The 26,369-nt window shown below is 70.7% G+C and carries 25 protein-coding genes and 3 pseudogenes; 13 read left to right on the top strand and 15 right to left on the bottom strand.

Annotated elements, in window-relative coordinates; all coding sequences use genetic code 11:
• Positions 1 to 325 precede the first annotated feature (325 nt).
• The gene (locus OG289_RS13755; RefSeq protein WP_327314292.1) at positions 326 to 901 is read left to right on the top strand and encodes a hypothetical protein; all 576 of its coding nucleotides are present in this window, start codon (positions 326 to 328) and stop codon (positions 899 to 901) included.
• A gap of 31 nt (positions 902 to 932) precedes the next feature.
• On the opposite strand, the gene OG289_RS13760 is transcribed toward OG289_RS13755, so the two are convergent.
• A complete protein-coding gene (locus tag OG289_RS13760; protein ID WP_327314293.1) occupies positions 933 to 1,154 on the bottom strand; it encodes a hypothetical protein in 222 nt (73 codons plus the stop codon).
• Positions 1,155 to 1,426: 272 nt separating this feature from the next.
• Between OG289_RS13760 and OG289_RS13765 the strand changes: the two genes are divergently transcribed.
• Positions 1,427 to 2,068: a helix-turn-helix domain-containing protein gene (locus OG289_RS13765; RefSeq protein ID WP_327314294.1), complete on the top strand. Its 642-nt coding sequence runs from the start codon at positions 1,427 to 1,429 to the stop codon at positions 2,066 to 2,068.
• A gap of 76 nt (positions 2,069 to 2,144) precedes the next feature.
• On the opposite strand, the gene OG289_RS13770 is transcribed toward OG289_RS13765, so the two are convergent.
• The gene (locus OG289_RS13770; RefSeq protein ID WP_327314295.1) at positions 2,145 to 3,659 is read right to left on the bottom strand and encodes a recombinase family protein; all 1,515 of its coding nucleotides are present in this window, start codon (positions 3,657 to 3,659) and stop codon (positions 2,145 to 2,147) included.
• 18 nt (positions 3,660 to 3,677) lie between these two features.
• Between OG289_RS13770 and OG289_RS13775 the strand changes: the two are divergent.
• The 4 genes and pseudogenes from OG289_RS13775 to OG289_RS13790 form a co-directional block, all read left to right on the top strand.
• A pseudogene (locus OG289_RS13775) lies at positions 3,678 to 3,858 on the top strand (MBL fold metallo-hydrolase); the annotation flags it as partial.
• 295 nt (positions 3,859 to 4,153) lie between these two features.
• Positions 4,154 to 5,038, top strand: coding sequence for an ABC transporter substrate-binding protein (locus OG289_RS13780; RefSeq protein WP_327314296.1), 885 nt, complete (start codon positions 4,154 to 4,156; stop codon positions 5,036 to 5,038).
• Positions 5,035 to 5,967, top strand: coding sequence for an amino acid ABC transporter permease (locus OG289_RS13785; protein WP_327314297.1), 933 nt, complete (start codon positions 5,035 to 5,037; stop codon positions 5,965 to 5,967). Before OG289_RS13780 ends, OG289_RS13785 begins: the two co-directional genes overlap by 4 nt.
• Complete coding sequence (locus OG289_RS13790) at positions 5,964 to 6,716, top strand: amino acid ABC transporter ATP-binding protein (RefSeq protein ID WP_327314298.1); 753 nt, start codon at positions 5,964 to 5,966, stop codon at positions 6,714 to 6,716. Before OG289_RS13785 ends, OG289_RS13790 begins: the two co-directional genes overlap by 4 nt.
• Before the next feature lie 68 nt (positions 6,717 to 6,784).
• Here the strand turns inward: OG289_RS13790 and aroQ are convergent, their stop codons facing one another.
• Positions 6,785 to 7,258: a type II 3-dehydroquinate dehydratase gene (gene aroQ / locus OG289_RS13795; RefSeq protein ID WP_327314299.1), complete on the bottom strand. Its 474-nt coding sequence runs from the start codon at positions 7,256 to 7,258 to the stop codon at positions 6,785 to 6,787.
• Between the two features lie 98 nt (positions 7,259 to 7,356).
• Here aroQ and OG289_RS13800 point away from each other — a divergent pair, with 98 nt between their 5' ends.
• Together OG289_RS13800 and OG289_RS13805 are read left to right on the top strand one after the other, a co-directional pair.
• Positions 7,357 to 8,403, top strand: coding sequence for a S66 family peptidase (locus OG289_RS13800; protein ID WP_327314300.1), 1,047 nt, complete (start codon positions 7,357 to 7,359; stop codon positions 8,401 to 8,403).
• A gap of 104 nt (positions 8,404 to 8,507) precedes the next feature.
• A complete protein-coding gene (locus OG289_RS13805) occupies positions 8,508 to 9,779 on the top strand; it encodes an MFS transporter (RefSeq protein WP_327314301.1) in 1,272 nt (423 codons plus the stop codon).
• Here OG289_RS13805 and OG289_RS13810 read toward each other — a convergent pair.
• From OG289_RS13810 to OG289_RS13840, 7 genes and pseudogenes are all read right to left on the bottom strand, one after another.
• Positions 9,769 to 10,164: pseudogene (locus OG289_RS13810) on the bottom strand (ionic transporter y4hA); the annotation flags it as partial. The gene OG289_RS13805 and the pseudogene OG289_RS13810 sit on opposite strands and share 11 nt — an antisense overlap.
• Before the next feature lie 152 nt (positions 10,165 to 10,316).
• A complete protein-coding gene (locus OG289_RS13815; protein WP_327314302.1) occupies positions 10,317 to 10,631 on the bottom strand; it encodes a hypothetical protein in 315 nt (104 codons plus the stop codon).
• Positions 10,632 to 10,756: 125 nt separating this feature from the next.
• Entirely contained in the window at positions 10,757 to 11,758 is a 1,002-nt protein-coding gene (locus OG289_RS13820; protein ID WP_327314303.1) for a TerC/Alx family metal homeostasis membrane protein, read from the bottom strand.
• Positions 11,759 to 11,980: 222 nt separating this feature from the next.
• A complete protein-coding gene (locus tag OG289_RS13825) occupies positions 11,981 to 13,999 on the bottom strand; it encodes a TerD family protein (RefSeq protein WP_327314304.1) in 2,019 nt (672 codons plus the stop codon).
• A 53-nt stretch (positions 14,000 to 14,052) separates the two neighbouring features.
• Complete coding sequence (locus tag OG289_RS13830) at positions 14,053 to 14,631, bottom strand: TerD family protein (RefSeq protein WP_079663041.1); 579 nt, start codon at positions 14,629 to 14,631, stop codon at positions 14,053 to 14,055.
• A 159-nt stretch (positions 14,632 to 14,790) separates the two neighbouring features.
• Positions 14,791 to 16,935, bottom strand: coding sequence for an excinuclease ABC subunit UvrB (uvrB, locus tag OG289_RS13835; protein WP_327314305.1), 2,145 nt, complete (start codon positions 16,933 to 16,935; stop codon positions 14,791 to 14,793).
• Between the two features lie 87 nt (positions 16,936 to 17,022).
• Positions 17,023 to 17,889 carry an MHYT domain-containing protein gene (locus OG289_RS13840; RefSeq protein WP_327314306.1) on the bottom strand — a complete coding sequence of 289 codons (867 nt, stop codon included), beginning with the start codon at positions 17,887 to 17,889 and terminating at the stop codon, positions 17,023 to 17,025.
• A 283-nt stretch (positions 17,890 to 18,172) separates the two neighbouring features.
• Between OG289_RS13840 and OG289_RS13845 the strand changes: the two are divergent.
• Positions 18,173 to 18,780 (top strand): annotated as a pseudogene (locus OG289_RS13845) (glycerophosphodiester phosphodiesterase family protein).
• Between the two features lie 49 nt (positions 18,781 to 18,829).
• Positions 18,830 to 19,384 carry a methylated-DNA--[protein]-cysteine S-methyltransferase gene (locus OG289_RS13850; RefSeq protein ID WP_327314307.1) on the top strand — a complete coding sequence of 185 codons (555 nt, stop codon included), beginning with the start codon at positions 18,830 to 18,832 and terminating at the stop codon, positions 19,382 to 19,384.
• Between the two features lie 253 nt (positions 19,385 to 19,637).
• On the opposite strand, the gene OG289_RS13855 is transcribed toward OG289_RS13850, so the two are convergent.
• The gene (locus OG289_RS13855) at positions 19,638 to 20,066 is read right to left on the bottom strand and encodes a VOC family protein (protein WP_327314308.1); all 429 of its coding nucleotides are present in this window, start codon (positions 20,064 to 20,066) and stop codon (positions 19,638 to 19,640) included.
• Positions 20,067 to 20,166: 100 nt separating this feature from the next.
• Here OG289_RS13855 and OG289_RS13860 point away from each other — a divergent pair, with 100 nt between their 5' ends.
• Positions 20,167 to 21,075 (top strand): pseudouridine-5'-phosphate glycosidase, encoded by a 909-nt coding sequence (locus OG289_RS13860; protein ID WP_327314309.1) that lies wholly within the window; start codon positions 20,167 to 20,169, stop codon positions 21,073 to 21,075.
• 125 nt (positions 21,076 to 21,200) lie between these two features.
• Entirely contained in the window at positions 21,201 to 22,130 is a 930-nt protein-coding gene (locus tag OG289_RS13865) for a carbohydrate kinase family protein (protein WP_327320669.1), read from the top strand.
• Positions 22,131 to 22,194: 64 nt separating this feature from the next.
• Here OG289_RS13865 and OG289_RS13870 read toward each other — a convergent pair whose 3' ends face one another.
• Positions 22,195 to 22,989 (bottom strand): class I SAM-dependent methyltransferase, encoded by a 795-nt coding sequence (locus OG289_RS13870; protein WP_327314310.1) that lies wholly within the window; start codon positions 22,987 to 22,989, stop codon positions 22,195 to 22,197.
• 256 nt (positions 22,990 to 23,245) lie between these two features.
• Here OG289_RS13870 and OG289_RS13875 point away from each other — a divergent pair, with 256 nt between their 5' ends.
• Positions 23,246 to 24,373, top strand: a complete 1,128-nt coding sequence (locus tag OG289_RS13875) for a magnesium and cobalt transport protein CorA (RefSeq protein ID WP_327314311.1) — start codon at positions 23,246 to 23,248, stop codon at positions 24,371 to 24,373.
• Between the two features lie 40 nt (positions 24,374 to 24,413).
• Here OG289_RS13875 and OG289_RS13880 read toward each other — a convergent pair whose 3' ends face one another.
• From OG289_RS13880 to OG289_RS13890, 3 genes are all read right to left on the bottom strand, one after another.
• Positions 24,414 to 24,848, bottom strand: a complete 435-nt coding sequence (locus OG289_RS13880) for a CBS domain-containing protein (RefSeq protein WP_327314312.1) — start codon at positions 24,846 to 24,848, stop codon at positions 24,414 to 24,416.
• Positions 24,849 to 24,951: 103 nt separating this feature from the next.
• A complete protein-coding gene (locus OG289_RS13885; protein WP_327314313.1) occupies positions 24,952 to 25,335 on the bottom strand; it encodes a PPOX class F420-dependent oxidoreductase in 384 nt (127 codons plus the stop codon).
• A gap of 186 nt (positions 25,336 to 25,521) precedes the next feature.
• A complete protein-coding gene (locus OG289_RS13890) occupies positions 25,522 to 26,163 on the bottom strand; it encodes a uridine kinase (RefSeq protein WP_327314314.1) in 642 nt (213 codons plus the stop codon).
• Positions 26,164 to 26,369 lie beyond the last annotated feature (206 nt).

Consider the following 26,369-nt stretch of genomic DNA (forward strand, 5'->3'; position numbering starts at 1 on the left):
CGGCACACCTGGACTCGCAGCGCGAAGCCCTGTCCCCGACGTCAGGGCGAATGGGGCGAAGGTTGTCTGATGCGGCACTAGATCAACCGGAACCACTCCCTGGCGGTCGCCGCTGCGGACCGTGCCGAACCGGGACGGATCGCCGGGGTGTTGCGCTACTTGCGCAGGCCCACCCGCGCGGGCACGGGTACGAGAGCGCCGGGGGTTCAACCTTCGCGTGACCCGGTTCAACCCCCGGCGGCCGCGGCGGGTGTTGTGGCGCGGCGCGTCAGTCGGGGTGTCGGTAAGAGCTCTGTCACCAGCCGCAAACGGCAGGATGCTCACCATGAGTGACGCAGCGGCAACCATCTTCACTGCCATAGCGGGCGGACTGTTCGCCCTCGCAGTGGCATACATCGGCTACAGGGCTGGCCAGCGGCAGACCACCGACCAGGCCACCGTCGAACACGGCCAATGGCTACGCGGGCAACGCCAGCAGGCCTACCTGGCGTTCGTAGACACCTGGGACACCACGGTGGACAGCCTCCAGCGCCTGCAGCAGTCGTGGGAGCCGCGGGTACGTGAGTACCAGCAGGGCGACCGACTCGACGACCCGGCTGAGGAACCAAGCCGTCTGCTGGGAGATGCGCGGCGCGCGGTCCGTAGGGATCTCGAACGTGTGGAGTTGTTGGGCCCTCAGCGGGTCGACGTCGCGGTACGGGCGATGGAGGACGCCTTCCGGGAGATGCGGGACGTGATCGCAGCTCAAATGGCGACCGGCGCGACCTGTCCGCACTGGGATGAGTGGAACCCGGTGACGGTCCGGGCTAACACGGCACGGTTCAACTTCCACGCCGCGGCGATCCGGACGTTGCGGCAGCCGCCGAGCCCGGAGGGGGAGAGTGAGGGCCTGGAGGAGTAATCACCACGGTTTGTGGCTGGTGAAACGGTTCTTACCGGCACCCCCAGTCGTCGGGATCCTCGTCGGGGAGGTCGTCCAGGAGCGCGGCGAGCTCGTCGGTGTCGGCGGTCAGGTCGTCCAGGTCGGGCCAGTTGTCGGCGGCCACGACGTCCAGCAGCTCCGCCAGTTCCTCCGGGTCGACGCCGAAGCGGGCCTCAGCCCACGCGGCGAACGCCTCGTCGGTGTCGGGCAGCAGCCGCCCGGGCGCCTGCATGGGCTTGGACGCCTCCTGACGCGCCGTGGGGACGGCCGGGCGAGCCGTCCGGGCCTTGAAGGTCGTCCAGGGGTGGGAGAGCGGCGAGAGCGGCCTCCAGGCCCTCCGGGCTGCCCTCCTGCTGCCACAGCTCCGCCCCACGCTGCGCCCACTTCCACGCGGTCCACGTCGACACCTTGAAGGCGCGGGCGATGTGCCGCATGGTGGCCTCCCACTCGCGGGCGAGTAGCCCGAGGTAGGCGGCCGGGACAGGACCGGCGGACGCGGCAGGCATGGGCGCCTCCGTGCTCGTGGGTTTCGTCCGGCCCTCAACCAGCGACGTGCGAGGCGGCGCGGTGGCCAGCCTCCTCGGCCCCACCTCCCGGGCCGTCGCGAACAATCTCCGCAGGTTGCGCGAGGCGCGAGGGCTGAGCCTCCGCGCACTCTCGGCCGATCTCAAGCGCCGCGGCCACAACCTCAGCGCCGACGCCCTCAACAAGATCGAGAACGGGCGGACCCCCGAGGCCGGCGCCGAACCGGCGAAGAACGTCCGGCGCATCGACGTCGATGACCTGACCGCCCTCGCGGCGGCACTCGGCGTGAACCCCAACGCCCTGCTGCTCCCCCACCAGGGATCAGGCAGCATCACCCTGACCGGCATGGGGCACGTCGACGCGACGATCGTGTGGGCATGGGCTGAGGGCCGCCGCCCGCTCACCGTTCCCGAAGGTGATGACGGGACTACGAACGCCGACTTCCAGCGCTACGCCCGGCCTCTCGGCATCCGCCGCTACGACCGCTCACCCGCCAGCAGGGCGGCACATTTTGAGGACTCCGGCGGTCGCGGGTACTACCAGCTCCGGGACGGGAAACTGCACGAGGTCAGCACCGGCGAGCCGGTCGAGTTCGACCAGCACGGCAACCACGACGACTGAGCAACCCTCCGGCCTCGGCCGGAACGACGACGTGGCCCCCGGACACCGGGGGCCACGCCCGTACCGATTCGCGCGCTCAGTCGCCCGTCCGCGCCCACTGAAGCTCAATGGTGCTCTGGTCGAACCCGGGCCCCCGCCGCGCCACCGGGTGCACCCGCAACCGAAGGCTCAGCCCGTCCAGGACCCGCCGCTGCTGCGGCACCTCGAGCGCTTGCCACGTCTCCGCCGACCGAGGCCCCACAAGGCCGTCGAAAGCGTCGAGGTCGAAGGCCGGCCGCAGCCGCCGGGCCTCGTTCTGCGCGTCCGTGATCTGCTTCGCCAGCTTCGCCGTGATACGCCGCAACTGCTCACGGGTGATGATCCCGTCTGCGTAGTCGTCCGCCGCCGCCTCCTGGCGCGCTTTCAGCCCCTCCGCCCGCTCCAGGGCCGCCAGGGCCGCCGAGTCGTCTCCGCGGAACACCTCGGCCGCCTCGGGCCGCGACAGCACACCCACAACCACCTGCCCCACGTACCGGTCGAGCGCTTCCTCATTCCGGCCGACGCAGCCTCCCGCGTCGCAGACGTATGTCGGCTGCTTCCTGCCCCGCTTCGCGTTCCCCTTCAGCGCAACCCGGAACACCGACCCGCACGGCCCGCACGTGGCGACCTCGCCCCACGTCAGCAGGTGCTTCCGCGCCCCCGGCAGCTCCCGCACCACGGCCCGCTCCGCGAACAGGTTCCGCAGCTGCGCGTACTGCTCGTCCGTGATGAGCGCCGGCCATGCCGCCTTGTACTCCACACCCTGGTGCACGCGGAGCCCCACGTTCGCCGGCCGCAGCGCGAGCTTCTTCACGCTGGTCTTGTTCCACAGCGACCCGTCCGCGTTCTGCCCGACAGCCCGCCGCTTCAGCTGCATCCCGGCACCGGGCGACGGCACACCACGCTCGTTCAGGTCAGCCGTGATGCCGATGAGACTGCCGCCAGCCAGCAGGCGGGTGACGATCTCTCGGACAATCCCGGCCTGTACCGGGTCCTCGACGTCATGGAATCCGCTCACCTGGCCTCGCGCGTCGTACTCGTACTGCCGCCGCCACCCGTACGCCACGGCGCCGTTCGCCCGGCCCTCCTGGGCGCGCTCCAGGGCGGCCCGAGCCACCCGCTCACTCTTCACCTCGGACTCGGCTGTATCGGACTCGCCGAGGTTGGCGAGCTGCGACCGGTCCGACGCCTTCGCCATGTTGAACAGGCCGCCCGACTCGAACGCGACCCAGCACCCCGCGTGCCGCAAGTCCTCGATCGCCTGCGCGCGCTCAACACGGCGCCGCCACACGCGCGACGGGTGGTAGCCCGCGACGATGACCCGGACCCCGGGTTCGCGGGCGGCCTCGATGGCGTCGGCCATCAGCCGGTCGTACTCGGGGCGTTCCTCGCCCGAGTGGGCGGAGACGTCGTTCTCGATGTACTCGCCGCCGACCTCCCAGCCGTTCTCCTCGGAGAACGTGCGCAGGTCGTTCATCTGCCGGTTGACGCCCCGTCGGCGGTCGCGGGGGTCCTCGGAGATCCGTGCGTACAAGAAGACGAGGGTACGGCGCGGGAGCGTCTTAGTGTTCACGGGAGAGGACCCTAGGGCTTCCCCGGCGGCGTGGGCAACACCCGACCCGAAGGCGTTCGCCAGCCTGATCCACGACGTCGAGACGAAGATCTTCGACGTGCTGCCGGACGAGACCTGGGTCTATCCGGGACACGGCGACGACACCACGCTGGGCGCCGAGCGGCCGCACCTTCCGGAGTGGCACGCGCGCGGGTGGTGAGTTTTCCCCGCACGGGGCGCGCGTTTCCGAACACGCGCCCCGTGTGAATCGTCTGCACGCGCCGGCACCTCGCGCGCGCTCCCCGCACACGTGGTTGCACGGTCAACTGGTGGCAGCCCCGCGCAGGATGACGGCTCCGGCGCGGATGGGCCGCCGGTCCACGATCCCCGCCCTCGACCGGCGGCCCAGGCGAACCCCACGACCCTGTTCACGAGAACGCAACACCCGTTCCCAGAATGCGGACAATTGATGGCGTGACCTGGACAAACAGGGTTTTCGCTGCCACTCTCCCGCCATGCCCCTCGCCCCACGTGTTCTGCGCCGCGCCGTAGCCGGCGCCACCGTAGCCCTCCTCGCGACCGCTGTCGGCTGCGCTCCTCAGCCGGAGGAGAAGGCGGCTTCCACGCCTTCCGGAGCCGGCGCGAACACCTGCGCCAAGGGCAAGCTCGCCACCGAGACCTCCGGCAAGCTGACGATCGCCACCGACTCGCCCGCGTACGAGCCGTGGTTCAAGGACGACAAGCCGTCCGACGGCGAGGGCTTCGAGTCGGCCGTGGCGTACGCCGTCGCGGAGCAGCTCGGTTACGACAAGAGCGCCGTGGTCTGGCAGAGCGTGCCGTTCAACAAGGCTTTCGCGCCGGGCGAGAAGACCTTCGACTTCGACATCAACCAGGTGTCGATCAGCGACGAGCGCAAGAAGGCCGTGGACTTCTCGTCCGGCTACTACGACGTGCGCCAGGCCGTCATCGCCCTGAAGGGCACGAAGGCCGCGAAGGCGACGACCGTCGCGGCCCTCAAGGGCCTCAAGCTGGGCGCCCAGGTCGGCACGACCAGCCTGGACTACATCGACGACGTGGTGAAGCCGACGCAGCAGGCCGCCGTCTACGCCAAGAACGACCAGGCCAAGTCCGCCCTGAAGAACGGCCAGGTCGACGCCATCGTGGTCGACCTGCCCACCGCCTTCTACATCACCGCCGCCGAGGTGACGGACGCCGAGATCGTCGGCCAGTTCGAGAACCAGGGTGCCGCGCCGGAGCAGTTCGGGCTCGTGCTCGACAAGGGCAGCGCGCTCACCTCCTGCGTCAGCGACGCCGTGGACACCCTCCGCAAGAACGGCACGCTGGCGAAGATCGAGCAGCAGTGGCTCTCCGACGCCGTCGACGCCCCGGTGCTCAAGTGACGGTCACGAAGGGCGAGTCCGGCCGGGAGGGCGCGGGCGACAAGGGCGACATGGCCGGGGGCGACAAGGGCGCCCCGGCCGACGGCTATGTCCCCTCGCAGCGGCGACTGGAGCGTGAGCGCTACAAGCGCGCGCGTGCCCGCCGCGCCACGGCGATCGCGGCACTCTCGACCCTGGTCACGGGTGCCGTCCTCTACGTGGTCGTGGTCGGAGCGCCCGGCTGGCCGCGCACCAAGGAGACGTTCTTCGACGGGCAGTACGCGCGCGAGGCCCTCCCCAAGGTCCTCGAAGGACTGTGGCTGAACGTCCGCCTGCTGCTGATCTGCGGCGCCGCCGTGCTGGTCCTCGGCATGCTCATCGCCGTGGCCCGCACCCTGCGCGGCCCGGTGTTCTTTCCCCTGCGGGTGCTGGCGGCGGCGTACACGGACTTCTTCCGCGGTCTGCCGCTGATCATCAACCTGATGATCGTGGTGCTGGGCGTCCCCGCGCTGCGCCTTCAGGGCGTGACCGTCGACCCCGTGCTGCTGGGCGGTACGGCGCTGACGCTGACGTACTCGGCGTACGTCGCCGAGGTGTTCCGCGCCGGCATCGAGTCCGTGCACCCCTCGCAGCGCGCCGCGGCCCGCTCGCTGGGCCTGAACAACCGGCAGGCGCTGCGCTACGTGGTGCTCCCCCAGGCCGTGCGCCGCCAGGTGCCGCCGCTGCTGAACGACCTGGTGTCGCTGCAGAAGGACACCGGCCTGGTGTCGATCGGCGGCGCGATCGATGCCGTACGCGCGGCGGACATCATCGTGGGCCGCAGCCTGAACTACACGCCGTACATCGTCGCGGGACTGGTCTTCGTGGCCCTGACCATCCCGATGACCCGCTTCACGGACTGGGTGACGGCCCGGATGGACCGTCAGCGGGCCCAGGGAGGAACGACATGAGCGACGCTCCGGTGCTGCGGATGGAGTCCGTCCGCAAGACCTTCGGCGGCTCCGTGGTCCTGCGGGACGTCGACCTGGAGGTCGCCCCGCACACGGTGACGGCCCTGATCGGCGCCTCCGGCTCCGGCAAGTCCACGCTGCTGCGCTGCGCCAACCTGCTGGAGGACATCGACGACGGCGCGATCTGGCTGGACGGCGAGGAGATCACCGACCCGCGCGTCGACCAGGACGCGGTGCGGCGCCGGATCGGCGTGGTCTTCCAGGCGTACAACCTGTTCCCGCACATGACGGTGCTGGAGAACATCACGCTGGCCCCGCGCCGCGTGCACCACGTCGCCCGCGCGGAGGCCGAGGAACACGCCAGGGGGCTCCTGGAGCGGCTCGGGCTGGCCGGCAAGGCGGGCGAGTACCCCGACCGCCTCAGTGGCGGTCAGCAGCAGCGCGTGGCGATCGTGCGCGCCCTGGCCGTGCGTCCCCGGCTGCTGCTGCTCGACGAGATCACCGCGGCCCTCGACCCCGAGCTGGTGGGCGAGGTCCTGAACGTCGTCCGCGACCTGAAGGGCGACGGCATGACCATGGTGCTGGCCACCCACGAGATGGGCTTTGCCCGCGAGGTCGCCGACCAGGTCTGTTTTCTGGACGGAGGCGTCGTGTCGGAGCGGGGCACCGCCGAGCAGGTCTTCGGCGACCCGCAGCAGGAGCGCACGCGGCGCTTCCTGCGACGGATCGTGGAGGCAGGCCGCCTCTAGGGGGCGTGGTAAGGGGCTTCCGCCTGGAGGCGGGTGCTTACACGTCGGCCGCTTACCCATCGGCCCCCTTACGCGACGGTCTTCCCCACGCCCGCCAGGGCAGCGACACGCTCCACGCCGAACACGTATCCCTGCACCCCGCAGCCGGCGATGACGCCGTCCGCGCGCAGCGAGACGTACGAGTGGTGCCGGAAGGACTCGCGCTGGTGGATGTTGGAGATGTGGACCTCCAGCACCGGCAGGCCGTCGCAGGTGTTGAGGGCGTCCAGGATCGCGACCGAGGTGTGCGAGTAGGCGCCCGGGTTGATCACGATGCCGCAGTGGTTCAGCCGCGCCTCGTGGATCCAGTCGACCAGTTGCCCCTCGTGGTTGGACTGCCGGAAGTCCACCGTGCCGCCGTGCGCGGCCGCCGCCTTCACGCACATCGCCTCGACGTCGGCGAGCGTGTCGGAACCGTAGATCTCCGGCTGGCGCTGGCCCAGGAGGTTCAGGTTGGGGCCGTTCAGGATCATGATCGGGGCGTTGGCCAGGGTGCGGGGCACGGTTCCTCCGGTCCGTTCGGGGGCGGTCCGCCGAGGACCGCTGCTCGGAACGGTTTATCACGGTGAAACCGCAGGGCAGCAGGACGTACCCTCCCGGCATGACGACACCCGCGTATCCGCCCAAGCCCTCGCCCGGCGACCGCGTTGCCGTCGTCTCGCCCTCCGCGGGCCTGCCCGAGCTCTTCCCACGCCCCTACGAACTGGGCCTGGAGCGGCTGCGCGAGGAGTTCGGCCTCAAGCCGGTCGAGTACCCGACGACGCGCAGGATGGGGGCGACGCCGCAGGAGCGCGCGGACGACATCCACGCCGCGTTCGCCGACCCGGATGTGAAGGCGGTCGTCGCGTCGATCGGGGGCGACGACCAGATCACCGTCCTGCCGCTGCTGGACCGGGAGTTGCTGCGCGCCAACCCGAAGCCGTTCTTCGGGACGAGCGACAACACCAACCTGCTGGCGTTCCTGTACAACGCCGGGGTCGTCGGCTACCACGGCGGGAGCGTGATGTGCGAGCTCGGGCGCCCCGGAGCCATGCACCCGCGGACCGCCGACTCGCTGCGCGCCGCGCTGTTCGCCTCGGGCCCCTACGAGCTGCGGCCGGCCGAGCGCTGGAACGACGTCGACCGCGACTGGGCCGACCCGGCGACCTTCGAGGCGGAGCCGACCAGCCGGCCCGGCGCCGGCTGGAGCTGGGTCAACGCCGACCGCGTGGTGGAGGGCCGCAGTTGGGGTGGCAACCTGGAGATCCTGTCCTGGCTGCTGATGGCCGACCGCGAGATCGCGCGCGACCTGTCGGTGTACGACGGCGGCGTGCTGATCCTGGAGACCTCGGAGGAACTGCCGAGCGCCACGGAGGTCTTCCGCATCCTGCGCAACATGGGCGAGCGCGATCTGCTGCGGCGCTTCCCCGCGCTACTCATGGCGCGCGCCAAGACCTGGTCCTTCGAGCGGCCCAACAGCCCGGAGGAGGGCGCCCGTTACGCCGCCGAGCAGCGCGAGGCCGTGGAGAGCGCGCTGAAGGCGTACGCCCCCGACACCCTGGCCGTCTTCGACGTGGACTTCGGCCACACCGACCCTCAACTCGTCCTCCCCTACGGCGGTACGGTCCGCGTCGACGGTCCCGCGCGGCGCGTGACGGTCACCTATTGAGGCTCTCGGGAGCGCGGTCGCGATCCCACGCGCCCCCGTAACCGGCGGTCACCGTGGGTAGTTGACGCGGCATGCACGACGTACGCACCGTGAAGGCGCCCTCCATGCCACGGCTCGCGGCCGCCTCGCTCGCCGGGACGGCCATCGAGTTCTACGACTTCTTCGTCTACGGGACCGCGGCCGCGCTGGTCCTGGGGCCGCTGTTCTTCCCCACGTTCTCGCCACTGGCGGGGACGCTGGCCGCGTTCGCGACGTTCGGCGTGGGCTTCGTGGCCCGGCCGCTGGGATCGGTGCTGTTCGGGCATGTCGGGGACCGGCGCGGGCGCCGGCCCGTCCTCGTCGTCTCCCTGCTGCTGACCGGCGCCTCGACGGTCGCGGTGGGCTGTGTGCCGACCTACGACACGATCGGGGTGGCCGCTCCCCTGCTGCTGCTCGTCCTGCGTTTCCTCCAGGGGCTGGGGCTCGGTGGGGAGTGGGGCGGTGCGGTGCTGCTGACCGTGGAGCACGCACCGGCCGAGAGGCGCGCGCTGTGGTCGAGCTTTCCGCAGGTCGGGCCCGCGGTGGGCTTCGTGCTCGCCAACGGGGTGGTGCTGGCCCTGTCGGTGACGCTGACCGAGGCGCAGTTCGCGCGGTGGGGATGGCGGGTGCCGTTCTGGGCCGCCGGGGCGCTGGCCGTGCTCGGGTTGTGGCTCAGGTCGTCGCTGCCCGAGAGCCCGCGGTTCCTGGAGATCGACGACCACGCGCGCGTGCCGCTCGCCGAGGTCGTGCGCGACCACTGGCGGCTTGTCCTGCTGACCGCGGGAGCGCTCGCCGTCGGGTACGCGATCTTCTACGCGGTCACGACCTGGTCCCTTGCGTACGCGACGGAGCGGCTCGGGGTGAGCCGTACCGTCATGCTGGCCTGCATCATGGCCGCCGTGGTGGTGAAGGGCGCGCTGACGCCTGTGATGGCGATGCTCGGCGACCGCCTCGGCCGGCGGCCGATGTGCCTGGCCGGATGCGCGGCGGCCGCGCTGTGGATGTTCCCGATGGTCGCGCTGCTCGCGAGCGGTGAGCCGTTGCCGATGTTCCTCGGTTTCCTGGGGGCGCTGGTCGCGTTCGTGACGATGTTCGCGGTGATCGCGGCGTACCTGCCAGAGCTGTACGCGCCACGCGTGCGCTGCACCGGTGCGGCGGTCGGCTACAACCTCGGCGGTGTCCTCGGGGGCGCGCTCACCCCGGTCGTGGCGACGGCCCTCGCGGAGCACTCGGGGCGTGTCCCGTGGGGTGTGGGCGCGTATCTGACGGGGATCGCGCTGCTCAGCCTGGGCTGCTTCGCACTGCTGCCGGAGACGCGGCCGGTGCCGGTGGCCGCCGCGCAGCCTGTCACGGATTGATCGGCAGCTCCAGGTACTCCGCGAACGGCACGCGGTGTACGCCGCCGGCAACGGCGTGGCCCGTCCCGGGAGCACCGTCAGCGAGCTGACCACGATGGTCAGCGCGAGCAGCACCATGTGGTGTGTGGAGCCGAGGACGAGCGGCCCGGAGAGCCGGACGGAGGCCAGGGCGACCGCGGGGAGGGTGAGGCCGATGCCGGCCATCGCGGAGCCGAGCACGAGCTGAGGCTGGTCTGCACCCGGCCGCGGCGGGCGGAGCGCAGCGCGGCGATGGTCTCGGGAGCAGCACGAGCAGGGCGGTGATCACACCGACGACCGCGTGGGGCAGTCCGACGGCCGCCACGCCGGACTCGATCGTGGGCGAGACTCCTTTGGCGAAGCCCAGGTCAGGCCTGCAGAACGACCGCCGGCGCCGGCATGAGGGAGGTCCGCCGGGTCGCGACCGACCTGAGCCGAGCGATCATGCAGCGATCGTCGCAGAGCCGTACGGGCTTCGCGTTCCGGCCCGTACGGCCCCTTCGACCCGTGCTGCCGCCGCTACTTGAACTCGGTGGTGTCCTCGACGTCGCAGTCGGTGAAGGACGGGGTCCGGGTGCACAGCGAGGCCATCCGCTCCGCGAACTTGCCCGTCTCCGGGTCGTCGCTGTTGCGCATGGCCTCCTCGTAGGAGTCGAACTCGATCACCACGAGGTAGCGGTTCGGCCGGCTCCTGTCCTTGAGGACGAGGCGGCGGGTCGGGCCGTCGGGCCGGCCTGCGAGGCGCTGTTCCCCTTCCTCGGCAAGTGCCCGCATCTCGTCGATGCGGTCGGTCTCGAAGTCGACGATCTGGACGAACCGCTGCGGTGCGCTCATGGTGCCTCCACCCGGATCCGGCGCCCCCGTTGGAAACGCCCAGCTCCCAAGGAAGCACCGGGAGCGGTGGTCGGCAATTCGCCGCGCACCGTTCCCGGGGGTGGTTGTTCCTACGTCGTCCGTGGTCAGGCGCCGATGCTGTCCTTCGGAGCGCCTTCGCTCGCTGTCTGCGCCGCTTCGGCCGCCGCCTGCTTCTTCGAGGCGCGCAGGCTGGTGATCGTGGTGACGATCAGGACGGAGCAGATGACGCCGAGCGAGACCGGGATGCCGATCTCGGGGACATGGACCCCGGACTCGTGCAGCGCGTGCAGCACCAGCTTCACGCCGATGAAGCCCAGGATGACCGACAGGCCATAGCTGAGGTGGACCAGCTTCTTCAGCAGGCCGCCGATGAGGAAGTACAGCTGCCGCAGGCCCATCAGCGCGAACGCGTTGGCCGTGAACACGATGTACGGGTCCTGCGTCAGGCCGAAGATCGCGGGGATCGAGTCGAGCGCGAACAGCACGTCGGTCGTACCGATCGCGAGCATCACGACCAGCATCGGGGTCATCACCCGCTTGCCGTTCTGCTCGATCCACAGCTTCGTTCCGTGATAGCGGTCGGCGACGCCGAACCTGCGCTCGGCGGCCTTGAGCAGCTTGTTCTCCTCGAACTCCTCGTCCTCCTCGTCGGACCGGGCCTCCTGGATGAGCTTCCAGGCGGTCCAGATCAGGAAGGCGCCGAAGATGTAGAACACCCACGCGAAGCTGGCGAGGATCGCGGCGCCCGCGGCGATGAAGATCGCCCGCAGGACCAGGGCTATGAGGACACCGACGAGCAGGACCCGCTGCTGGTACTGCGACGGGACCGCGAACTTGCCCATGATCAGGACGAAGACGAAGAGGTTGTCTACGCTCAGCGACTTCTCGGTGATGAAGCCCGCGAAGAACTCGCCGGCGGGCTCGCCGCCGCCGAAGATCAGCAGACCGAGCCCGAAGAGCCCGGCCAGGGCGATCCAGACGACGGTCCAGATCCCGGCTTCCTTGATCGACACGTCGTGCGGCTTGCGGCCGATGAAGAAGTCGACCGCGATGAGGGCCGCCAGGCCCACGATGGTCAGGACCCACAGGGTCAGGGAAACATCCACTGCGCCTCCGGCAGTACGTAACGGCAGGTAATCAGCGTCGTCGCGCTGCCGGAGGTCTCTTCCACCCAGGATGGGCCGACGCCCCGGGATCAGGCCTGATCCGTATTGACGGGTACGCCGCAGCAGGGAGTACTCCCCTCCGTAGGGAAAACAGTACCCCAACCACCAAGAAAAGGTAAAGCAATCGGCAAAAGAAATGCCAAGTTCCCAGGTCAAAGCTCTTTACGAGTACTTGGTGCGCGCCATCGCCACCTGGGCGAGAACCTGCTGGAGCACCTGGCTGCCGGGCGGCACGAGGGCCGGTTCGTACGTCCAGGCGTGCCCCACCCAGGGGTCGGCGAGGTGGTCCTCGGGCACCGGGGTCAGCCGCAGCAGCCCACGCCACAGCGGATCCAGCAACGGACCGTAACCGTCGGCGTCCTCCCGGTCGGCGACCATCATCAGGTGGACGCCGACGGCGGGGCCCTCGTCCGCGAGGTAGCGCAGCTGGGTAACGGCACGGTCGTCGAAACCGTGCGGGAAGTCATGGACGACCAGAAGCTGCTGGGCGGTGTCGAAGCCGGGCGGGAGCGAGTCGGCGGCGCCGCCGCGCACCGCCATCTGCACCAGGTCGACGCGCTCGGTGAGCCGGCCCAGGAGCGCCGCGACGCCTGCCGCGCCGGCCGCGGGCGGCGACGCGAGCACCCCGCTCTGCACCAGCGGTGCCAGTTCCCGGGCGGCCGAACCGGCCGGGTCGATGACGTGCACGGTGAACTCGCCCGCCGGATGCACCGCCAGCAGCCTGGCGGTGTGCGCCACCGCCGACTCCATGGCGAGGCGCCGCAGTTCGTGGGAGTCGGCGAACGAGCCGTCGAAAGCGGCCGACGCCCCGCTGTCGATCCACAGGCCGCGTTCCAGCGGGAGTCGCACCAGCATCGGGATGCGCAGTGGGTCGCTCTCGGGCAGATGGAGGTCGCCCAGGCGCAGCGCCATGGGCATCTCCATGGGCACGCGGTAGGCCTGCCAGACGGGGTTGTCCCAGCGCGCGTACGCGGCGGGCAGCGCCGGTTCGACGACGTCGGCCTCGGCACCGAGCTGGACGAGATCCCGGTCCAGGGCCTCCCGGGCCTGGTCGACGAGCTGGGCATGCCTGGCTTGCGCCGCCTCGCGGGCGGCGTCGCCCTGACCGCCGATCCTGCTGCGCGGGTCGGACAGGACCTGGTCGAGCTCCTTCTCCATCCGCGCGTCGGCGAAGTCGACGGCGCTGCGGTAGGCGGCCATGGTGCGGGCAAGGTCCTCGAACATGCCCCAGACCTGGTTGTAGAGCCGCTCCTCCATGGACCAGCCGGTCGCGTCACCCGCGACGGGCTGGGCGGGCTGCCCGGGCATGCCCGGGGGCGCGGTGGGCGGGGGCGGGGGCGGGGCCGCGTTCTGCCGGCGCGGGTGACTGTAGTTGACCGGGCCGCCGGTGGTGGGTGCCGGCGGCGGCGTCGGCTGGGTGGCCGCGGGGTCCGACGGCGTGATCCCCGCCGGGTAGCCGGTTCCCGAGGGGCTCTGCGGGTCCTGGGTCGGCCCGTACGGGCCGGTGGCGCCCTGAGTGCCCTGCGGGCCGTACGGCGAGCCGCTCTGGTCCGGGCCGAGCGCTGACGCGGCCGCCTGCCGGGAGCGGTCGCCGTCGGTCGTACGCGGCGGAGCAGACACCGAGCGGGCCAGGCCCTGGGCGACGGCGTCGTTGATACCGGCCGCGAGCCGGTGCGCCTGCGGCAGGCCCTGGTCGGTGAGGAGTTCGGCGAGGCCGCCCGCGTAGCCCTGGCCGACGGCGCGCACCTTCCAGGCGTCCTGCCGCCGGTACAGCTCCAGGGCGACGACCGCCGACTCCGCGTCCAGGCCGGTGATGGTGTAGGTGGCGACCTCGGTGCCGTCGAGGCCGGTGACCGCGACGAACGGGGCCGCGACGGAACCGAAGCTGTCCGGCCCCCCGACGCCAGCGGGCAACGCGAGCAGGACGTCGACCCGGTGCACGGCCGCCGGCATGGCGTCCAGGTCCACCGCCAGGCGGTGGTCCGCGGCCGCCTGCCGGGAGACCTCCAGGCCGGGCAGCGTGGGTACGCCCGGGTGGGCCACCCATTCGACGCCGCGGACCTTGCCGTTCTCGTCGCCGAGCGTGGCCGCCGCCACGACCGGCCGGCCGGCCGAGATCCGGATCTCGAGCCGGACCTGGGAGAGCGGGTGGTTCTGCCCCCGCACCAGCTCGGCCGTCATCGCCTGTCGTCCCCCTGCGTCGCGTGTGGTGTTGTCGGGTGCCGCTCGCCGCGCTACAGCGCCGGCAGGATCGCGGGCATCAGGTCCTGGAAGGTGCGGCCGTTGGCCGGCGTGCCCAGTGCCGTCATGTTCCAGCCCCCGCCCACGCGGTGCACCTTCGCCATGATCTGGGCCGTGTAGGCGCCGCCGCCCGCGAGCGTGTAGCGCGCGAGCTCCTGGCCGTTGGTCTCGTCGACCAGACGGCAGAAGGCGTTCTGCACTTCCTGGAACGTCTGCCCGGTGAAGGAGTTGACGGTGAAGATGATCTGGTCGATGTGGACCGGCACACGCGCGAGGTCGACGAGGATCGCCTCGTCGTCGCCGCCCTGGCCGACACCGCCGACGAGGTTGTCACCGGTGTGACGGACGGAGCCGTCGTCGCTCACCAGGTGCCGGAAGAAGACGACGTCGACCGGCTGCTTGTCCGCGAACAGAACGGCGGAGGCGTCAAGGTCGATCTCCCGGGTCCGGGAGCCGAACAGGCCGCGCCGCGGGGCCGCCTGCCAGCCGAGACCCATGCGCACCGCGGTCAGGCTGCCCCCGTCGTTCTTCTGCAGACTGATGGCCTGACCCTTGGTCATGTTGACGGTCACGCGCTGATTCCCCTCTCGGACTGTCCCCTGTTGCCGCGGACCCCGCGGTTGACGGAAACCCTACGCAAGGGCACTGACAGTGCCGTACCCAGGCCCGCACTTTGTGTCGTTCTTGCAACACAGCGCGTGCGTGGCCCGGGCACCGCGGCCGCACGTCCGTCAGGCCAGACCCGCCTCCCTCATCTGACGCAGTTCCTTCTTCATCTCGGAGACCTCGTCGCGGATCCGGGCGGCGACCTCGAACTGGAGGTCCGCAGCGGCGGCCCGCATGCGCTCTGTCATTTCCTCGATCTGCTCGGCGAGTTCGGCCGCGGGACGGTCGGTCGGCACCGTCTCCTTGGCCTTGCCCTTGGCCGTCTTGGCCTTCGCGCCCTTGGCCGCCCTGTCGCCGAGGGAGGGCACCGGAGCCTTGGTGCCCCGCCCGTCCTTCTTCGCGCGATAGCCCGAGCCGAGCAACTGCTCCGTGTCGACCTCCTCACGGGAGATCTGGGCGACGATGTCGTTGATCTTCTTGCGGAGCGGCTGCGGGTCGATGCCCATCGCCGTGTTGTAGGCGACCTGCTTCTCCCGGCGGCGGTTGGTCTCCTCGATGGCCCGCTCCATACCCGGGGTGATCTTGTCTGCGTACATGTGCACCTGACCGGAGACGTTGCGCGCCGCGCGGCCGATGGTCTGGATCAGCGAGGTGCCGGAGCGCAGGAAGCCCTCCTTGTCGGCGTCGAGGATCGCCACCAGGGACACCTCGGGCAGGTCGAGGCCCTCCCGCAGGAGGTTGATGCCGACCAGGACGTCGAACTCGCCGGCGCGCAGCTCACGCAGCAGCTCGATACGGCGCAGCGTGTCGACGTCACTGTGCAGATAGCGCACCTGGATGCCGAGTTCCAGGAAGTAGTCCGTGAGGTCCTCGGCCATCTTCTTGGTGAGCGTGGTGACCAGGACGCGCTCGTCCTTCTCCACCCGCGTGCGGATCTCGTGCACCAAGTCGTCGATCTGGCCCTCGGTGGGCTTGACGACGACCTCCGGGTCGATGAGGCCGGTGGGGCGGATGATCTGCTCGACGACCCCGTCCCCGCGCGAGAGCTCGTACTTGCCGGGCGTCGCCGACAGGTAGACGGTCTGGCCGATGCGCTCCTGGAACTCCTCCCACTTCAGCGGGCGGTTGTCGAGGGCGGAGGGCAGCCGGAAGCCGTGGTCGACCAGGGTGCGCTTGCGGGAGGCGTCGCCCTCGTACATGGCGCCGATCTGCGGGACGGTGACATGGGATTCGTCGATGACGAGCAGGAAGTCGTCCGGGAAGTAGTCGAGCAGGGTGTTCGGCGGGGAGCCGGGCGAACGGCCGTCGAAGTGCATCGAGTAGTTCTCCACGCCGGAGCAGGAGCCGATCTGGCGGAGCATCTCCAGGTCGTAGGTGGTGCGCATCCGCAGCCGCTGGGCCTCCAGGAGCTTGCCCTGCTTCTCCAGCTCGGCCAGGCGCTCGCCCAGCTCCTTCTCGATGTCGTTGGCCGCCCGCTCCAGGCGCTCGGGGCCCGCGACGTAGTGGGAGGCCGGGAAGACGTACAACTGCTGGTCGTCGCTGATGATCTCGCCTGTGAGCGGGTGCAGAGTGGACAGGGCCTCGATCTCGTCGCCGAACATCTCGATACGGACGGCGAGCTCCTCGTAGACCGGGAAGATCTCGATGGTGTCGCCGCGCACCCGGAAGGTGCCGCGGGTGAAGGCCAGGTCGTTGCGCGTGTACTGGATGTCGACGAAGCGGCGCAGCAGCTGGTCCCGGTCGAGTTCGTCGCCCACTCTCAGGGGGACCATCCGGTCCACGTACTCCTGCGGAGTACCGAGACCGTAGATGCAGGAGACCGAGGCGACCACGACGACGTCGCGGCGGGTGAGCAGCGAGTTGGTCGCGGAGTGGCGCAGGCGCTCGACCTCCTCGTTGATCGAGGAGTCCTTCTCGATGTAGGTGTCCGACTGCGGGACGTACGCCTCGGGCTGGTAGTAGTCGTAGTACGAGACGAAGTATTCGACCGCGTTGTTCGGCAGCAGTTCGCGGAACTCGTTCGCCAGCTGGGCGGCCAGGGTCTTGTTCGGTGCCATCACCAGGGTCGGGCGCTGGAGCTTCTCGATCATCCACGCGGTGGTCGCGGACTTTCCGGTGCCGGTCGCGCCCAGCAGGACGACATCCTTCTCACCTGCCTCGATGCGCTTGGCCAGCTCGGCGATGGCCGCCGGCTGGTCGCCGCTGGGCTGGTAGGGGCTGACGACCTCGAAAGGCGCCACCGTGCGTTCGATCTGGGAAACGGGCCGCATGCCATCCACCGTACGACCCCTCACTGACAACGGGGTCCGATCAGGGGTTTGGCCGAAGCGGGCACCGAGGTTGCTCGGGTGGGGGACTCAGCGGTTCTGCGGGGTGCGGGACCCGCGGTGCGCCACCTTCCGCCGGCCGCGGAGCTGGGAGCGGCGCGACGGGTGTGTGGCCGGCAGATGCGCCGGGACGCCGGGTTTGTGCTCGGCGGGGGTCCAGTCGGGCTTGCCCATGACCATCAGCGGATCGAACATCACCACGACGCCCGCGAGGCAGAGGAAGGCCAGGGGCCCGATCAGCATCGGCGCGAGGAGGGCGGCGGCCGAGTCGCCCGTGGCCGGAGCCTCGGTGGTGTGCAGATGGACGCTCAGGGCGGCCATGCCGGTGTAGTGCATGCCGGCGACGGCCAGCCCCATGACGAGGCCGGCGCCGACGCTCCACAGGAAGCCCCTGACCTGCCCCGCGGCCCACAGGGCGGCGGTGGCGGCGACCATGGCTATGGCGACGGAGCAGGCCACGGTGAACGTGTTGTACTCGAAGTTGCCGTTGAAGCGCATCCCGGCCATGCCCAGGTAGTGCATCGTCGCGATGCCCAGGCCGGTGACAGTGCCCCCGGTGAACAGTGCGGTCCCGGACGCACCCTTGTAGCCGACTATGAAGATCCCGACGCCCACCATGAGGATGGCGACGCCCAGGCTCGCGTAGGTCGTCGGTTTGTCGTAGTGGATCGGGGCGCCTTCGACCGTGAAGCCGATCATCGCGATGAAGTGCATGGTCCAGATGCCCGAGCCGATCGCCGCCGCGCCGAGGGCGAGCCAGCCGGGACGCCAGGAGTGGGCGACGAGCCGGGCTCTGGTGGCGCAGCGCAGACCGAGGGCACCGCCGAGGCAGGCCATGAGGTAGGCCACCAGCGGTGTGACGAGTCCGTAGCTGAAACCGTCGACCGTGCCTTGCATGCGCGGTTGCCCTTCGCCCTGTTGGTGGATTTTCCGAACGCGCCCCTCCCAGGACCGCTCAGCGCGGCCAAAGGCTGAGAGAGAGTATGACCCCCACCGGAATGGTCGAACGATTTTCCGGAAAAGAAACACGCCCTTGCCCCACATGTGCGGCACCAGTGAGCGGCCTCGGGCGTCTCCTTTCGTTCTGCGGCCGTCCTGCACTCCCCCGACGCTCCCTCACCGTTGACCCTCTGCTGCCAGAGGTGAGCTGTACGCGATCACCCCGGCGCGAGGGGTACGCATGCACGCGCGCGCAGCTGCCGCCAGAGCCACCGCCGCGGTCCTGGGCACCGTCGCCCTCCCGCTCCCCGTCCACGACGCCCGGGCAGACATCGCCGCACGGCCCTCGTTGATCGCGCACCGGGGAGCCTCCGCCTACGCCCCCCGAGAACACCCTGGACGCCGTCGGCGACGCCGCCTCGCTGGGCATCCTCTGGGTGGAGAACGACGTCCAGCGCACCAAGGACGGCGAGCTCGTAGTGATCCACGACGACAGTCTCCGCCGTACGACCGACGCCGAGGAGGTGTTTCCCGGGTGTGCTCCCTGGAAGGTGAAGGACTTCACCGCGGCCGAGATCGCACGGCTCGACGCGGGCAGCTGGTTCGATGCCTCGTACGCGGGCGCGCACGTCGCACGCCTCCCTCTCCGGGGGATACGTCTCCGCCGTGCACGCGCTCACCGGACCGCACGGCAGGCCGATGGAGGCGTTTGCCTGGACCGTCGAGGACGCCTCGACCGCTCGGCCCGTCGCCGGCTACGGCGTCGACGGCGTCATCAGGCACAAGCCCGACGTGGTGCGGCGGGCCTTGCCGGTACTGAGTACCAGTACTGACGTGTGCGGGCACTGACGTCCGGCGGTCCCGGGGCGTTGTCAGTGGCAGCCCGTACGGTGGGCGCATGGACAGCCATGGGCAGTACGAGCAGCAGGTCGTGTGGACCGTCGTCGGCACCGACATCGGTCCGCTGTTGCTGGCCGCGACCGGCGAGGGTCTGCTCAACGTCGTGTTTCACGCCACCGACGCGGTGCGCGACAAGGCGCTCGACCGGCTGGCCGGCCGATTGGGCACGGAGCCCGTCGAGGCACCCGACTCGCCTCTGCTGGCCGAGGTCATACGGCAGGTCGAGGCCTACTTCGCGGGTGAGCGGCGCGACTTCGAGCTGCCATTGGACTGGTCGCTGATCGCGGGTTTCAACCGACAGGTGCTGCGCGAACTCGCCTCGGGCGTCCCGTACGGGGCGGTCGTCGGCTATGGCGATCTGGCCAAGCGGGTCGGGCAGCCGGGGGCGGCCCAGGCGGTGGGGGTGGCGATGGGTTCCAATCCCCTGCCGGTGGTGGTGCCCTGCCACCGGGTCGTGGAGAGCGACGGCGGCATCGGCGGGTTCGGCGGCGGCCTGGAGACAAAGCGGAAGCTGCTCGCTCTGGAAGGGGTCCTGCCCGAACCGCTGTTCTGAGGGCCGTTCCGAGGCGTTCTGAGGTCTGGGCGAGGCGGACGGCAGGGGGAGACTGCGCCGGTGACCACACTCGTCACGCATCCGTACGCCCGCGCCACGATACGGCGCAGGCCGTGACCGCCGTCGAGCGTGCCGCCGCGGCGCCCGTCGACACCGATCTTCTGCTCTTCGCCCGGAACGGAATCGGGAAGGGAAAGGGAAAGGGGAAGAGAGACAGGACCGAGACGGCCGGCCAGAGCGCGGCGGGTCTGTCTCAGTCGTAGTGCCGTGCCTCGATGACGTTGCCGTCCGGGTCGCGGAAGTAGAAGCTGCGCGTGGCCTCGCCGCGGGCGCCGAAGGAGCCGTGCGAGACGTCCGAGACGGGGACGGCGCCCTCCTGAAGGCGGGCGCGGAGGGCGTCGAAGTCGCCCTGGGGCAGGGCGAGGCAGACGTGGTTCACGGGGTGTCCCGCGCTGTCGGCGGCGCCGGGCAGCATCTTCATGCGCTCCGCCATCGACAACGGCATGAGGTCGAGGATGGCCTCCTCGTTGACGCGTACGGAGGGAAAGGGTTCCTTGCCGGCGGCGAACTCGGGGAGCCGGACGGGCTCCAGTCCGACGGCCTTCCCGTAGAAGTCGGCGGCGGCGATCGGGTCACGTACCCAGAGGACGACGTGGTCGAGACGTGTCGTGTTGTCCGTCATGCGTCCCAGGCTGGTGTCGTCCCCCACAGGCCGCAAGGGTTTGACCGGACGCGCCGCCCGCCAGAGATGAGGGGAAAGGCGATGGACAGGAGGCGGGCGCGTGGTGCTGGTGGTGTCGCAAGAGGTGCGGGACGCGGTCGACGCGCGTCGACCCGTGGTTGCCCTGGAGTCCACGATCATCTCGCACGGGCTGCCCCGCCCGCGCAACTTGGAGGTGGCGCTGGAGCTGGAGGCGGTCGTACGCGCGCAGGGCGCCGTGCCGGCGACGATCGCGGTGCTGGACGGGCGGCCCCACGTGGGCCTGGACAAGGAGCAACTGGAGCGGGTCGCCAACGAGGACGGGTTCCGCAAGCTGGGCCATCGCGACCTGCCGCTCGCGGTGGCGTCCCGGGCGAGCGGGGCGACCACGGTGTCGGCGACGGCGCTGCTGGCGACGCTGGCGGGTGTGCGGGTGTTCGCGACGGGCGGGCTCGGCGGGGTGCATCGGGAGTGGACGGTCACCCAGGACGAGTCGGCCGACCTGGGGCTGCTGGCGAGTACACGGATCACGGTGGTGTGCGCGGGGGTGAAGTCGATCCTGGACGTACCGGCGACCCTGCAGCGGCTGGAGACTCTGGGCGTCGCCGTCGCCGGGTACGGCACCGACCGGTTCCCCGGGTTCTACCTGTCCGACTCGGGTCAACCCGTGGACTGGACGCTGGAGACCCCGCGGCAGGTGGCCGAGGTGATGCGGGCTCAGGACGCGCTCGGGTTGCCGGAGTCGGCGTTGATCGTCGCCAACCCGGTTCCCGAGGAGGAGCAGCTGGATCCCGAGCTGCACACGCGTGTGCTCGCCGACGCACTGCACGCGTGCGAGGAGGCGGGCGTCACCGGCCAGGGTGTCACGCCGTTTCTGCTCGACTACCTGGTCCGGCACACCGACGGGGCGTCTCTGAGCGCCAATCTGGCGGCGGTGCGCGGCAACGTGCGGCTGGCGGCGCGGATCGCGGCGGCGTGGGCCGAGGTGTGACCGGGCGACCGGGCGGGGCGGACCGCGGTCCTGGCGGCCCGGTTCGGGAGCCTGGGTCTGGTGCGGGGCCGCGGTCCGGTTCCGCTGCGGATTCCGAACCTGCTTCGGATCCAGGGAGTGGGGCGCTGCTGGTCGTCGGGGACGTCGTGACGGACGTCGTCGCCCGGCATCGGGGGCCGCTGGCCTCCGGGACGGACACGGCCTCGGTGATCCGGATCCTGCCGGGCGGCGCGGGCGCCAACGTGGCGTGCTGGGCGGCGCACTGGGGGTGTGCGGACGTACGGCTTCTCGGCCGGGTGGGCGCGGAGTCGGCGGCCTGGCACGAGCGGGAGCTGACCACCTGTGGGGTGCGGCCCCGGCTCGTCGTCGACCCACAGGCGTCCACGGGGACGGTGATCTGCCTGGTCGACACGGGTGCCGCGGCCGAGCGGACGTTCCTCACCGACAGCGGCGCGTCCCTGCGGCTCGCCCCCGAGGACTGGTCGGAGGCCCTTCTGGACGGCGTCGGCCGCCTGCACCTGTCGGGATACCTGCTGTTCTCGGAGACGGGTCGGGCCCTGGTGCGTACGGCGTTGGCGTCGGCACGCGCGCGTCGGGTGCCGGTAAGCCTTGATCCGGCGTCGGCGGGCTTCCTGATGGAACTGGGTGTCGGCCGCTTCCTGCCCCTCGTCGAGGGGGTGGACGTGCTGCTGCCCAGCCGTGACGAGGCCTGTCTGCTCACCGGGCTGCTCGACGGGGCGGCCGCGGCGGCCGAGCTGAGCCGTCATGTCCCGCTGGTGGTGGCCAAGCAGGGGGCGGACGGTGCGCTGGTGGCCCGCGACGGCGCTGTGCTCGCCCGTGTCCCCTCCGCTCCGGCGGCCCCCCGGGACACCACGGGCGCCGGCGACGCCTTCACGGGAGCGTTCCTCGCCGCGCTGCTGGCGGGCGCCGACGCCGATGCCGCGGCGGCAGAGGGGTGCCGAGCGGGAGCCCGGGCGGTACGACAAGTGGGCGGCAGACCACCCGCACCGCACGACGGAACGACGCCGACGCCGGACCCGGCCCGCACCGGCTGAGAACGCCTGGACGTGGGGGTTCCGACGCGGAGAAATCGGGCCGGAGTGGCCGTCGGCCGGGCTTCTACTCCTTTCGCCCCCATGCCGAGATCAGCGGTGCCGTGGCCAGGTCCATGCCGCCCGCGGCGACGTTCGCCAGGTGCCGGTCGATGTCCTCGTCGGTCGCGAGGCCTTCCCTGACGAGCTCGCCGCGGATCTGCCGTACCGTCGCGGACTCCAGGACAGCACAGGCAACTGAGGTGACGGGGAAGTAGGCGTCGGCCTCGACTCGGCGCAGCCCGGCCTCGCGGAGCAGACGCGGGAGCTTCCGACCGTAGGAGAGGTCGGCGCCCCGGCCGGCGAGGAGCTGGCGGAAGCCGTGCCGCAGACGGTTCGCGAGCTGCTGTTCGGGGCCGTGCTCGTCGGGGCACAGCAGGGGCTGCAGGGCTGGGTCGGCGTCCTCGATCAGGAGCCGCCCGCCGGGGCGCAGGGCGCTGACCATCGAGCGCATCGCCCGCTCCCGGTCCGGCACATGGACCAGGACGAGCCGGGCGTGCACCAGGTCGAATCCCTCCATCGGAGGCTCCTCGGCGCCGAGGTCGTGGACGCGCACCTCGACCGGCGGGCGGGCGGCCGACGCCAGCCGGGAGGTGTCGATGTCGGTCGCGAGGACCTTGCCCGTCGGACCGACCTTCTTCGCCAGCCAGGACACCACGGAGGTGCCGCCGGCACCGACCTCCCAGCAGCGCCAGCCGGGTCCGATCCCCAGCCCTTCGAGGTGGCGGAACGTCGTGGCGTCGAAGAGGGCGGCGAAGGCGTCGAAGCGTTCCCCAGCCTCGGGCTGCCGGTTGTCGAGGAGGTACCCGTCGGATCGCGTCATGCGGCGATCATCCCAGTTGTCCCGCGTGCCGGAGGTGGTCGACGCGGCCGGGATCAGGAGCGCGGAAGCCGGGAACCCGAAGCGGGAAAGGCCGCCCGTCGGTCTCGTGACCAGTCCGAAGTCCCGTCGTCCACAGGCGGGAACAAAACGGAACCGGCCCTTTCCACAGGCTTACCCACGGCATACACGGGCCTGGCAGACTGGCCCGCCAGGGCGCAGGAATGCGGCGCGAGGAGATCCACGCAAGGAGTCCCAGATGACCATGGCAGGGAATCTGCGGAAGGTCACCGGCCTCGGAAGGGTCGGCGGCCTGCGCAGGGTGGCGCGGTTGGCCCGGCGGCGCGCGCGGGTCGACCTGAGTCACCCCGCGCGATCCCCGCTGGGTTCCTCGGTGGTGAACTGCGTGACGTACCGGGACGGCGTCCGGGCCCCGCGCGGCGGCGATCTGGTCGACACCGTGGAGCGGGTGCGCAAGAGCGGTCACGGTTTCGTGTGGCTCGGCCTGCACGAGCCGACGAACGAGGAGTTCGCGGGTATCGCCGAGCTCTTCGACCTGCACCCGCTGGCGGTCGAGGACGCCGTGGAGGCGCATCAGCGGCCGAAGGTCGAGCGGTACGGCGAGACATTGTTCGCGGTGTTCAAGACGGTCTGCTACGTCGAACACGAGGAACTCACGGCAACGAGCGAGGTGGTCGACACCGGCGAGATCATGGTGTTCGTCGGCCCGGACTTCGTGATCACGGTGCGGCACGGCCGGCACGGCTCGCTCGGCCCGCTGCGCGAGGGGCTGGAGTCCGATCCGGGACAGCTCGGCAAGGGGCCGTCGGCGGTGCTGCACGCGATCGCGGACCACGTGGTCGACGACTACCTCAACGTCATCGACGCCGTGCAGGAGGACATCGACCAGGTCGAGACGGACGTGTTCGCGGAGAACGGCGCGCGCGCGGACCCGGGGCGCATCTACCAGCTCAAGCGTGAACTCCTCGAGCTGAAGCGGGCGGTGGTACCGCTGGGGCGTCCTCTTCTGGACCTCGCGGACCGGCCGGTCCGGGTGATCGATCCGGAGATACAGGCCTACTTCCGGGACGTCTCCGACCACTTGCTGCGGGCCACGGAGCAGATCGCGTCCTTCGACGAGCTGCTCAACTCGATCCTGCAGGCGCATCTGGCGCAGGTCACGGTCGCGCAGAACGAGGACATGCGGAAGATCACGGCCTGGGCCGCGGTGATCGCCGTGCCGACGATGGTCTGCGGGGTGTACGGCATGAACTTCGACCACATGCCGGAACTGCACTGGAGGTTCGGCTACCCCTTGGTGATCGGCGTGATATCCGTCGCCTGCTGGGTCCTGTACCGCGGTTTCCGGCGCAACGGCTGGCTCTGAGCGACCTGTCCCATCGGGGCTACCGCCGCGGCCGCCCCCGTCAGTGCCGGGCGGGTCCGGTTCTGGCGTAGACGCTTTCGGCCCAGCCGGCGATCTGGTCCTCGGTCAGGTGCCGGGCGAGGTCGGCCTCGCTGATCATGCCCACCAGGCGCTTGTTCTCGATGACGGGCAGCCGGCGGATCTGGTGGTCCCGCATCTCCTGGAGCACCTCGCCGACGTCGGCTCCCGCGTCGATCCAGCGCGGCGTGCCCTGGGCCATCTCCCCGGCGGTGACCTTGGCGGGGTCGTGTCCCATGGCCACGCAGCCGACGACGATGTCCCGGTCGGTGAGGATGCCGCAGAGCCGCTCGTTCTCGTCGCTGATGGGCAGCGCTCCCACGTTCAGCTCGCGCATCAGCTGGGCGGCGCGGTCGAGGGTCTCGTGGGCGGGGATCCACTGGACACCCTGGTGCATGATGTCTCCGGCGGTGGTCATGGAGTACCTCCCGGTGCCGGACGGCCGGCGCGGCGCGGGCGGCACCGCTGGTCCCGGCGCCTACATTCTCGCCGCGCCACCATGCGCCCGCACCCGGAACTCCTCAGGCCGAGAAGCCCAGAACCCTCTGCGGGACGACGCGGATGATCAGGCGGACCTCATCGTCCTTCTCGGCGGGCGGGTCGATGCCGAGGTACTTGTGCGAGAGCTCGTGCGGGAGCCGCTTGTCCGGGTCCGGGAGGAGCTCGGCGGTGCCGCGGATCTCGACCGAGGTGTACGGGTTGGCCAGGTCGAAGACCGAGAGGCTGATACGGGCGTCACGACGGAGGTTGCGCACCTTCTGGCGTCCGTCGGTGGAGGAGAAGAGGACGGTGTCGCCCTCGCGTTTGATCCAGACCACCGAGTTCTGCGGGGCCCCGTCGGGGCCGAGGGTGGCGACGGAGGCGAAGTTCCGGCCGTCGAGGAGAGCACGAACGGAGTCAGTCAAGGAGACCGAGGGGACGGAGGAGACAGAGGGGACGGAGGGGACGGAGGGGACGGAGGAAGTGGAGGACGAGCTGGACGAGGTAGAGGCGGCAGAGGCGGTGGAGGGGACGGAAGTGCTTGCGGGGAGCGCCATGACGCCAGGCTACTTACATGCACGTGCATTTAAAAGTGTCTGGCGATGCCAGATTCAGCCACCCCAGGCCGGATGGCGAGGGTCGTCCGCGCGGACGAGGACGTCGGCCGTGGCAGCCGGATCCGTCTCCTGGGCGTAGCGCTCGAAGGCGGGCAGCGTCCAGTGGTCGGCTTCGGGGGTGCGCCGGCGCAGGGCCGCCGGGGAGAGGAGGACGTGGACGGTCAGGTCGAAGGGGAACCAGTGTCGCAACAGGAGGGGACCGTGCAGCAACAGGAGCCCACCGGGCGGGAGTTGGACGTACGAGCTGCGGGTGACGCGGTCGGTGACGGGGTCCCGCAGATCGGGCAGGATCCGCCCGTCGCCGTCGGGTTCGAGGGGATCGAACACCTCGCGCCACAGGGCGCCGGTGTCGAACCAGCCGTCGTAGTAGGCCTCCACGTCGTGATGCCCGTACTCCAGGCGGAGGGAGGCGGGGCGCAGGAAGCCGTGCGTGTCCACGACACGGGACGGGCGTCCACGGGTGCGCAGGGCCTCGGCGACGCGCTCTGCGAGGTCTCCGGGACGGGCCGCCGGGGCGCCGTCGAAGGCGATGCGTGGCCAGGGACCGCCGCCGTCCCGCTTCAGGTCGAGCAGCCGCTCGGCGAGAAGGTCTCCGAGCCGTTCCCAGGTGATCGCTTCGAGTCGCACACGGCCCATGATGCGTCAGTCGCCGACCCGGACGCCTCGACCTCGCGGGACCTGCGCACCGCGAGCAGCTTGGGCAGATGGGCTTCGCACCAGGCGCGGGCCGCCCCGAGGAGGGCAATCGGAGAGCGACCCGACTGCGGACGGCGAGCGGCAACGGCAACGGCAACGGCAACGGCAACGGCAACGGCTGAACGAGATCGAGGCGCCGACGCTGC

It is taken from the genome of Streptomyces sp. NBC_01235, assembly GCF_035989285.1.
Classification (GTDB): Bacteria; Actinomycetota; Actinomycetes; order Streptomycetales; family Streptomycetaceae; genus Streptomyces.

Excerpts from the sequence above, each read along its gene's own strand:
- OG289_RS13755 (WP_327314292.1), top strand. The coding sequence starts at position 326 with ATGAGTGACGCAGCGGCAACCATCTTCACTGCCATAGCGGGCGGACTG.
- OG289_RS13760 (WP_327314293.1), bottom strand. The coding sequence starts at position 1,154 with ATGCAGGCGCCCGGGCGGCTGCTGCCCGACACCGACGAGGCGTTCGCC.
- OG289_RS13765 (WP_327314294.1), top strand. The coding sequence starts at position 1,427 with ATGGGCGCCTCCGTGCTCGTGGGTTTCGTCCGGCCCTCAACCAGCGAC.
- OG289_RS13780 (WP_327314296.1), top strand. The coding sequence starts at position 4,154 with ATGCCCCTCGCCCCACGTGTTCTGCGCCGCGCCGTAGCCGGCGCCACC.
- OG289_RS13790 (WP_327314298.1), top strand. The coding sequence starts at position 5,964 with ATGAGCGACGCTCCGGTGCTGCGGATGGAGTCCGTCCGCAAGACCTTC.
- OG289_RS13800 (WP_327314300.1), top strand. The coding sequence starts at position 7,357 with ATGACGACACCCGCGTATCCGCCCAAGCCCTCGCCCGGCGACCGCGTT.
- OG289_RS13805 (WP_327314301.1), top strand. The coding sequence starts at position 8,508 with ATGCCACGGCTCGCGGCCGCCTCGCTCGCCGGGACGGCCATCGAGTTC.
- OG289_RS13815 (WP_327314302.1), bottom strand. The coding sequence starts at position 10,631 with ATGAGCGCACCGCAGCGGTTCGTCCAGATCGTCGACTTCGAGACCGAC.
- OG289_RS13825 (WP_327314304.1), bottom strand. The coding sequence starts at position 13,999 with ATGACGGCCGAGCTGGTGCGGGGGCAGAACCACCCGCTCTCCCAGGTC.
- uvrB (WP_327314305.1), bottom strand. The coding sequence starts at position 16,935 with ATGCGGCCCGTTTCCCAGATCGAACGCACGGTGGCGCCTTTCGAGGTC.
- OG289_RS13840 (WP_327314306.1), bottom strand. The coding sequence starts at position 17,889 with ATGCAAGGCACGGTCGACGGTTTCAGCTACGGACTCGTCACACCGCTG.
- OG289_RS13850 (WP_327314307.1), top strand. The coding sequence starts at position 18,830 with ATGGACAGCCATGGGCAGTACGAGCAGCAGGTCGTGTGGACCGTCGTC.
- OG289_RS13855 (WP_327314308.1), bottom strand. The coding sequence starts at position 20,066 with ATGACGGACAACACGACACGTCTCGACCACGTCGTCCTCTGGGTACGT.
- OG289_RS13870 (WP_327314310.1), bottom strand. The coding sequence starts at position 22,989 with ATGACGCGATCCGACGGGTACCTCCTCGACAACCGGCAGCCCGAGGCT.
- OG289_RS13875 (WP_327314311.1), top strand. The coding sequence starts at position 23,246 with ATGACCATGGCAGGGAATCTGCGGAAGGTCACCGGCCTCGGAAGGGTC.
- OG289_RS13880 (WP_327314312.1), bottom strand. The coding sequence starts at position 24,848 with ATGACCACCGCCGGAGACATCATGCACCAGGGTGTCCAGTGGATCCCC.
- OG289_RS13890 (WP_327314314.1), bottom strand. The coding sequence starts at position 26,163 with ATGGGCCGTGTGCGACTCGAAGCGATCACCTGGGAACGGCTCGGAGAC.